Origin of the sequence: Enterococcus sp. 3H8_DIV0648, assembly GCF_002140655.1 — a bacterium.
In the GTDB taxonomy this organism is placed as follows: Bacteria; Bacillota; Bacilli; order Lactobacillales; family Enterococcaceae; genus Enterococcus_A; species Enterococcus_A hulanensis.
This window is the reverse complement of sequence record NZ_NGLG01000002.1, coordinates 994082-1002852: the sequence shown is the minus strand read 5'-3', so window position 1 is coordinate 1002852 and position 8771 is coordinate 994082. Positions and strand designations below refer to the sequence as shown.

9 protein-coding genes and 1 other annotated feature are annotated in these 8771 nt (G+C 40.8%); of the genes, 8 read left to right on the top strand and 1 reads right to left on the bottom strand.

What is annotated here, in order from left to right:
• Positions 1-754, top strand: a 754-nt coding sequence (locus A5875_RS20995; RefSeq protein WP_141108387.1) for an IS3 family transposase, incomplete at its 5' end; no start/stop codon positions are given.
• 36 nt (positions 755-790) lie between these two features.
• Here the strand turns inward: A5875_RS20995 and A5875_RS20990 are convergent.
• Positions 791-1066, bottom strand: coding sequence for a hypothetical protein (locus tag A5875_RS20990; protein ID WP_088935510.1), 276 nt, complete (start codon positions 1064-1066; stop codon positions 791-793).
• A gap of 86 nt (positions 1067-1152) precedes the next feature.
• Between A5875_RS20990 and A5875_RS20985 the strand changes: the two genes are divergently transcribed.
• The 7 genes from A5875_RS20985 (at position 1153) to A5875_RS20955 (ending at position 8413) form a co-directional block, all read left to right on the top strand.
• Positions 1153-1296, top strand: a complete 144-nt coding sequence (locus A5875_RS20985; RefSeq protein WP_249355026.1) for a hypothetical protein — start codon at positions 1153-1155, stop codon at positions 1294-1296.
• Between the two features lie 47 nt (positions 1297-1343).
• Positions 1344-1628, top strand: a complete 285-nt coding sequence (locus A5875_RS20980) for a DUF1905 domain-containing protein (protein ID WP_088935509.1) — start codon at positions 1344-1346, stop codon at positions 1626-1628.
• A gap of 116 nt (positions 1629-1744) precedes the next feature.
• On the top strand, positions 1745-2239 hold the full coding sequence (locus A5875_RS20975) for a hypothetical protein (protein ID WP_088935508.1): 495 nt from the start codon (positions 1745-1747) through the stop codon (positions 2237-2239).
• 450 nt (positions 2240-2689) lie between these two features.
• Positions 2690-5077 carry a phosphoketolase family protein gene (locus tag A5875_RS20970; RefSeq protein ID WP_088935507.1) on the top strand — a complete coding sequence of 796 codons (2388 nt, stop codon included), beginning with the start codon at positions 2690-2692 and terminating at the stop codon, positions 5075-5077.
• Between the two features lie 156 nt (positions 5078-5233).
• Positions 5234-5481, top strand: a binding site (T-box leader).
• Between the two features lie 63 nt (positions 5482-5544).
• Positions 5545-6765, top strand: coding sequence for an NAD/NADP octopine/nopaline dehydrogenase family protein (locus A5875_RS20965; protein ID WP_088935506.1), 1221 nt, complete (start codon positions 5545-5547; stop codon positions 6763-6765).
• Positions 6765-7523 (top strand): aspartate/glutamate racemase family protein, encoded by a 759-nt coding sequence (locus tag A5875_RS20960; protein ID WP_088935505.1) that lies wholly within the window; start codon positions 6765-6767, stop codon positions 7521-7523. Before A5875_RS20965 ends, A5875_RS20960 begins: the two co-directional genes overlap by 1 nt.
• Before the next feature lie 62 nt (positions 7524-7585).
• Positions 7586-8413 (top strand): MetQ/NlpA family ABC transporter substrate-binding protein, encoded by an 828-nt coding sequence (locus tag A5875_RS20955; protein ID WP_088935504.1) that lies wholly within the window; start codon positions 7586-7588, stop codon positions 8411-8413.
• Positions 8414-8771: the final 358 nt, after the last annotated feature.

Genomic DNA, 8771 nt, shown 5'->3' with positions numbered 1-8771 from the left:
CTCCACTTATTATCGTTGGGTACAACGTCCATGCTTAGGAGAGTTGACAGAACTCGAAGCAGCTATTCAACGTGTCTGTGTGGAAAATAAATTTAGATATGGTTACCGAAAAGTTGCCGCTTTGATCACTCCCTCTCGCAAGGTAAGTAAAAATACGGTTCAGAGAATCATGCAAAAATATCATTGGAATTGTCGCGTAAAACCGAAAAAACACCGGAAAGTCGGAACTCCTTATAAAGTGTACGAAAATAAATTAAACAGAGAATTTACAGCAGAAGCTCCTTTAAAAAAGTTGGTTACGGATATTACCTACCTTCCTTTTGGGCAAAAATTATTGTACTTATCCTCAATCATGGATTTATATAATGGTGAAATTATTGCCTATACGATTGGAGATAAACAAGATACTTCGTTTGTTCTCGATACACTGGATCAACTACCAGACACACTGGATTGCTTATTGCATAGTGATCAAGGTTCGGTTTACACCTCTTATGATTATCAGGAACAAGTAAAAACAAAAGGCATTACCATGAGTATGTCCCGAAAAGGAACACCGTCAGATAACGCCTGCATCGAATCGTTTCATGCCTCACTAAAGTCTGAAACGTTCTACTTAGATGAGCTCACGAATGAGCCTACATCTATTGTAATAGAAACGGTAAAAGAATACATTACTTATTATAATGAACAGCGAATTCAACAAAAACTAGGCTACCGATCACCAGTAGAATATCGGGAATCAGCAGCCTAGGAAAATGCTTTTTTATCACTGTCTCAGTATTTTAGGTCAGTTCCGCTTATCAGAGAAGTCTTCTGGTGTTTTTATAGAGGTTGAAGGAGAAAATTTATTTTTAACACTCTCTCTATCGTATGGAAAAGATAAGTGATTGAAGAATTCTGGATTTTCAAATTCGCCACTGATTCTGAATTCGTAGTTCTCTTTTATTTCCTTTAGGAAGTTCCTTGTTTCATCGGGTAAATGATGAGTAAAAAAGTTTTCATACGTGCTATCTAGCCCGATGTATCTATCAAAACCATTGCCAATTATCAATAAAGTACTCATTTTATAGACTCCTTTTTCGATTTTTTAACTAAATTATACAAGTATTATCTAGTAGAGAACAGTTCATTTTGAAAGAAGATGATAAGATGCCGCAACCTGCAAAAAGCGCAAAGCTGCGATTATTGCAGAAAAATCCTAACAAGAAAAATACAAAAATTTTGAAGCAGCAAGCAGAGGCCGAGGAACGGATCCGAATGAAAAGTGACGAGATTAACGCGCCTTCTAAATAGGAACGTCGGCTTTTTTATTTTAAAGAAAAAGGGAGGGCTTTTTAGTCATGCAAACATACAATTTCGAATCAAAGATATATGCCTCCGAGGTTGGCAAGGGCGGCGCATATATTATTTTTCCTTACGATGTTCGCGAGGAATTTGGCAAGGGGCGTGTCAAAGTGCAGACGACATTTGATGGTGTGGAGTATAAGGGCAGCATCGTGAATATGGGCGTAAAGAATGAGGATGGCAGTATCTGTTACATTCTTGGTATTCGCAAGGATATTCGTAAGGAGATCAAAAAAGACATCGGTGACACTGTCAGCGTTAGTGTTTGTCCAATTGATTAAAAAAGTTTGGCGGTCCATTCATTTTTTGAATGGGCTGTTTTATTGTGGATACAGACCAATAGGATAGCACTCGCAAGCTTTTTTTATTGTATAATGGTTAAAAGGAGGCGGTTACATTGAAGAGAAGATCGTTTGTACTGATGTTGGTATTTGGCTGCTTGGCTATCTTTGGTTTTTCCACTGAAGTATCCGCGGATGTTCCTGTCTATCGCTTGTATAATCCAAATTCTGGTGAGCACTTTTACACAATTCACATGCACGAAAAGGTCAATTGTATCAGGGCGGGCTGGCGTGATGAGGGAATTGGTTGGCGAGCACCAGAAACTGGGGATCGTGTTTTTCGCGCCTATAATCCTAACGCTGGGGACCATCATTATACTCGTAACAACCTCGAAGTTGCTTGGCTAAAAAGTTTAGGCTGGTGGGATGAAGGGGAGGTCTTCTTTTCTCCGGAAGTGACTTGGCCGAAAGTTAATTTATATCGGCTATACAATCCTAATGCAAAAGCGGGAGCACATCATTACACGCCTCATCTCAGTGAACGAAATCATCTCATTCGTGTTGGTTGGCGCGATGAGGGGATCGGCTTTTATGCCAGCAGTATCAAATAGCTAATTTGAAGAAAAATGAAATAAATTTGTCGTGGTCTTTGCTTAGGTGAAGACCTTTTTTTATTGCATAAATTAACTGATCTAGAGAAGTTTATGATCAAATCCTGTCTCTTATACACATCTAGATGTGTATAAGAGACAGTCGTGTTGGTTGGCGCGATGAGGGGATCGGCTTTTATGCCAGCAGTATCAAATAGCTAATTTGAAGAAAAATGAAATAAATTTGTCGTGGTCTTTGCTTAGGTGAAGACCTTTTTTTATTGCATAAATTAACTGATCTAGAGAAGTTTATGATCAAATCAACTTTAAATTAGCGGATTAGAAAGGCTTTTCCTACAATAAAAGTAAAAATCACTATTAATTTTCGAAAAGCTATTTACTTCTGCGGAAATTAAAGGTATATTGTACTAAAATAATAAAAGTAATTTTGACTGAAAAGGAGTTTTATAAATGGCAGTAGATTTTGATTCAAAAGAATACTTGGAAAAAGTTGATGCGTGGTGGCGCGCAGCCAACTATATCTCCGTTGCACAAATGTATTTGAGAGATAATCCGTTACTAAGAAAACCGCTTGAAAAAGAAGATGTGAAGACCCATCCAATCGGCCACTGGGGTACGATCGCTGGTCAAAACTTCCTCTATGCGCATTTAAATCGTGCAATCAATAAATATGATTTGAACATGTTTTACATCGAAGGACCAGGCCATGGCGGTCAAGTAATGGTTTCTAACTCTTATATCGATGGCAGCTATACAGAGATTTATCCTGAGATCACGGAAGATGAAGACGGCTTGAAAAAATTATGCAAGATGTTCTCATTCCCAGGCGGGATCGCTTCTCATGCGGCACCAGAAACACCTGGCTCGATCCATGAAGGCGGCGAGCTTGGCTATGCCTTGTCTCATGCGACTGGCGCGATTTTAGACAACCCAGATGTCATCGCAGCGACTGTCGTAGGTGATGGTGAAGCAGAAACAGGTCCGCTTGCTGGCGGCTGGTTCTCAAATGTGTTCATCAATCCGGTAAATGACGGCGCCGTATTGCCGATCGTTTATCTAAATGGCGGAAAAATTTCCAACCCAACGATCCTTTCTCGCAAAAGCGATGAAGATTTGCAAAAATATTTTGAAGGTTTAGGCTGGAAACCTTACTTTGTCGAAGGCACCGATCCTGAAAAAGTTCATCCAGTTATGGCTGAAACTTTAGATAAGGTCATTACTGAAATCAAAACGATCCAAGCAGAAGCCCGCAAAGGCAAAGCCGAAGACACTGTAATGCCGCACTGGCCAGTGATCTTGTTCCGCACACCAAAAGGCTGGACAGGTCCGCAAACATGGGACGGCGAACAATTGGCAGGCACCTTCCGTGCGCACCAAGTGCCAATTCCAGTAGGATCAGAAGATATGGAACACGCAGATAAATTAGTGGACTGGTTGAAATCATACCGCCCAGAAGAATTATTCGATGAAAACGGCAAAATCGTTGCTGAGCTGAAAGAAATTTCACCAAAAGGCGATCGCCGGATGTCAACGAACCCAATCACCAACGGCGGAATTGATCCAAAACCAATGAATATGCCGAACTGGAAGCAATATGCGATCGATACGACAACTCCGGGTGCTGTAATGGCGCAAGACATGATCGTATTTGGTCAGCAAGCTCGTGATATGGTAACGGAAAACCCAACGAACTTCCGAATTTTCGGTCCAGATGAAACGAAATCCAATCGCTTGAACAAAGTGTTTGAGGTGACGAACCGTCAATGGATGGAACCAAAAAACAGTAATGACGAATGGCAATCTTCAGCCGGTCGTGTGATCGACGGTCAATTATCGGAACACCAAGCGGAAGGCTTTTTAGAAGGCTATGTATTAACTGGTCGTCACGGCTTCTTTGCCAGCTATGAATCATTCTTGCGAGTAGTTGACTCTATGTTGACGCAGCATTTCAAATGGATGCGCAAAGCCAGTGCTCATGCATGGCATAAAGAATACCCAGCGTTGAATCTGATTGCGACATCAACCGTCTTCCAACAAGACCATAATGGCTATACTCACCAAGATCCAGGCGTATTGACTCATTTGGCGGAAAAGAAACCTGAATTTATCCGTGAATATTTACCGGCAGACGCAAACAGTTTGATGGCGGTAATGGATAAAGCGATGCAAGACAAGCAAGTCATCAACTTGATCGTTTCAAGCAAACACCCGCGTCCGCAATTCTATTCCGCTGATGAAGCCGAAGAATTGGTCGACAAAGGCTTGAAGATCATTGACTGGGCAAGCACGGATAATGATGGGGAAGAACCAGACTTAGTAATCGCAGCAGCAGGCACAGAGCCGAATTTGGAAGCTTTAGCAGCTGTATCGATCTTGAATAAGCAATTCCCTGATTTGAAGATTCGCTTTGTCAACGTCGTAGATATCTTGAAGCTGCGTCATCCTGATATTGATCCTCGTGGATTGACGGACGAAGAATTCGATGCGATCTTTACCGCTGACAAACCAATCGTCTTTGCTTTCCATGGCTATGAAGGCATGGTGCGTGATATCTTCTTCGATCGTCACAACCATAATCTTCACATTCACGGCTACCGTGAAAATGGCGACATTACGACACCATTTGATATGCGTGTCTTCAGCGAATTGGATCGCTTCCACTTGGCACAAGACGCTGCGAAAGCCGTCTATGCAGAAGATGCCAAAGGATTCTTGGCTGAAATGGACGAAACATTAGCGAAACACCATGACTTTATTCGGACAGAAGGCCGGGATATCCCAGAAGTCGAAAATTGGAAATGGGAAGAATTAAAACGTAAAGAATATCATTTTAGTTAAGCTAGGATGTTTAAAACCTGCAATTCATACCGAGTAATAGGTATAGTTGCAGGTTTTTTGTCGTCAGGATGGAGTTGATGTTTATTTTTAACTAGCGAAAATTTAGTATTGACATTTAAATTCATCTCACGTAATATTGCTTTTGAATTAAAATATAATTAAGCTACGATAAGAAGAGTAGCGATGTACGATTTCCAGAGAGTCTCTGTTTGGTGAAAAGAGATAGTCAAGCATTGTGAAAATGGTCTTTGAGCGTTAGTTATCGAGGGAGAAATCTTTAGATACTACGGGTTCACCCGTTATAGTGATAGGTTATCGAAATTTTTCCGTAGCCGATAAAGCGACTTGTTTAAAAGCAAGTAATGAAGGTGGTACCGCGATAAGGTATTTTTATCGTCCTTGATTTGTATTCTGAATACAGATCAAGGACGATTTTTTTTGTTTTTAATTATAAAGGAGGAAAAGAAATGAGTTATGAGAAGAGTGTCAATGGAGCAACAATTGCTGTTTTAGGAGGAGGTGCAGCGGCAAAGGCGATCGCAGCCGATTGTGTTTTAGGCGGAAATAAAGTCAATATTTGTGATTTGCCGGATTTCGCAGAAACGACGCTGGAAAATGTCGAACGTACTGGGATACTGCTTACAGGAAATCAAAACAATAAGTATGGATTTAAGCGTTCCGGCCAAGCGGTGCTGAATAAGATCACGACGGATGTAAAGGAATGTGTCGCTGGCTGTAAGCTGGTTATCGTTGCGGTTCCGTCGATCGCTCACGATGCTTTTTTTGAAGAGCTGGTTCCTGCTTTAGAAGATAATATGATCGTCCATATTATTCCAGATAATTTTGGTTCGTTAAAGCTGCGGAAAAAAATGCGGGAAAGCAATTGTACTAAATCGGTGATCATTGGCGGCTGGTCCAGTGCCCCATATGGAGCAAGAGTGGTTAAGGAGGGCGGAGTTTTAACTCCAGAAGTCAGTTTGATGTATCGAGCGATTACATTGCGGGGGGCGGCTTTACCATCGACAGATCAAGAAGCCTTTTTACAAAGTACACAAGAGCTGGGCTGTTTTGATGCTATCACAAATGGCGACGGACCAACGGGCGGGAATACGGTTTTAGATATCGGGTTCAGCAATGTGAATCCTGTTTTGCATTGTCCGGGAACGATTTTAGGAGTGGGAGTCATGGAAAATTGGGGCCGAGTTTTCGGCGGGAATGACAAAAGCACTTATTCGATTTATTCTCACGCCTATTGCGAATCAATTTCAGAAGTTCAGTATGCTTTTTATTTGGAAGAGGTGGCTTTGGCAGAGGAGATCGGTGTCGATCTTCAACGTTTTCCTAAGAAAAATTTCCTATCCAGGACTAGTATTTTGGGGCCGGAATACATGGGAGATGAGTGTATCGTACCTTTTGACGAACAGTTTGAGATGGCTATCGGAACAGGTCCTTTTAGTATTCATGATCGCTATATCACCGAGGATATACCTGTCGGCTGCCACATCTATCATGAGTTAGGGAAAAAATACGGAGTTGAAACAAAAGTGATCGACAGTATGATCACGCTGGCTTCTGTTATGACAGGACGTGATTTCTTAAAAGAAGGCTTGACCTTGGAAGATTTAGGAATTGGAAGTTTAGATCAAAATGCGCTGCTGGATTATTTAAATACGGGAGTGATCGAGTAATGAAAAGAGGCAATCTTCAAACAGAAGCGGATTTAGCTGCGACTTTACAGGTTTCGCCAACAGCTTTTGCGGGGTACGCGATCGGTATTATCGCTGTTGATCTAATCTATCCCAAGGTCCCCGGAAATGTAGCAAATGCGACGACCTTTGATTTTCCAGTCCTTTACGAAGTGGTTGATTTTGAGATCGAGCAGCTCTTTGAAGGAAGCGAACAAATCAAGGAGCAGATTATTAGTGCCGCCAAAAAGCTTGAAAAACAAGGGGTACGCGCAATCGTTGGTGCATGTGGTTACTTTGGACACTTTCAAGAGGCTGTGGCAGAAGCGGTAGCGATTCCCGTTTTTCTGTCCAGCATTATTCAGGTACCGATTATAAAAATAGGCCTTAAAAAAGAGCAGAAGATCTTAACCTTAGTGGCTAGTGGGAAAGACATCAACGAAGCTTTTTTCCGTTCATCGGGCGCGGATTTATCGGATTGTACGATTTGCGAGATTGGTGCTTTGGAAAGTTTTTCCTCGATCCGCTGGGGAAAAACGACATTGGATAATCAGAAATTGTCGGCTGATTTAGTTGAAATAGTGCAAAAAAATCTGGCTGAGTCACCAGAAATCGGCGCGATTTTACTAGAGTGCAGTGATTTACCGCCGTATTCGTATGCCATTCAACAGGCATCCGGACTGCCGGTCTTCGATTTTAACAGCTTGATCCATTGGGTATATTATTCGGTCGTTCAAACAAGATATTACGGTCATTTCTAAACCGAACAGAGCTGCTGCAAAAGGCAGAATCAAAAATTTTAAGAAAAAAGGGGAAAGAATACATGAAGAGAAAGGCAATCGTTTTTTCGATTTTATTTACGGCAATCTTAGTTTTTGCTGGGTGCACGAAGGCTTCAACCAGTGATAAAAAGGAGGACACCTTGGTGATCGGTACCTTGACTACGCCTCATGGAGAAATCTTGGAGCATGTAAAACCATTATTGGAAAAGGAGGGAGTCAAATTAGAAATCAAGAATTTCGATGATTATATCCTGCCGAATAAAGCATTAGCCGATAAGGACATTGACGCAAACTATTTCCAGCATGTTCCTTTCTTTGAACAAGCCGTAAAAGAAAATGGCTACAAATTTGCGGATGCCGGAGCTGTTCATGTCGAACCGATGGGGCTATATTCTAAAAAAATCAACTCCCTTGAAGAACTAAAAAATGGTGCAACGATCATCACTTCAAATTCTGTTTCTGATTGGGGAAGAATCATTACGATTCTCCAAAATGCTGATTTGGTCAAGGTTAAGGAGGGGGTTGATTTAGAAACAGCCAGCTTTGAAGACATTGAAGAAAATCCGAAGAATCTGACCTTCGAGCATTCTATCGATCCGTCGCTTTTAACTAGCGCATACAATAATGAAGAAGGGGATCTGGTGGCGATCAATGCCAATTTCGCCTATCAAGCAAAATTAAATCCAGTCAAAGACGCAATCTTATTAGAAGAAGATAATTCGCCTTATGGAAACATTATTGCCGTTCGCCAAGAAGACAAAAATGATCCGCGAATTAAGAAATTGACGAAAGTATTGCATGACAAGGACGTCCAAAATTGGATATTAGAGAAATGGGACGGTTCTGTAAAACCAGTGGCAGCAGAATAATAGGGCACCACAAAACGCTTCAGTTCAAACTAATCTAAAACGAAAGAAGCAAGATCGAGTAAAAAATCAAATTTTACTCGATCTTTTTTTTAAAAAAATTATAATTAGTCCAGTTACTTGCTTAACGCAGTATATTTGAAAAAATCAAATAAACAGCAATGGGAACTGATGTTTGAAATTGAGACGCTTTCAAACGTTATTTTTAGTGTTATTTTATTCTGCAAAAATATAGAGTAATCCATCTGAAACGTTATTACCCAAAACCTTAATTATTAATTGCGAAAAAAGTTCTTTTGAAAATCTATTTACAATCTGGTTATTTAATGTATAGAATAGCGACTGTCTCTTATACACATCT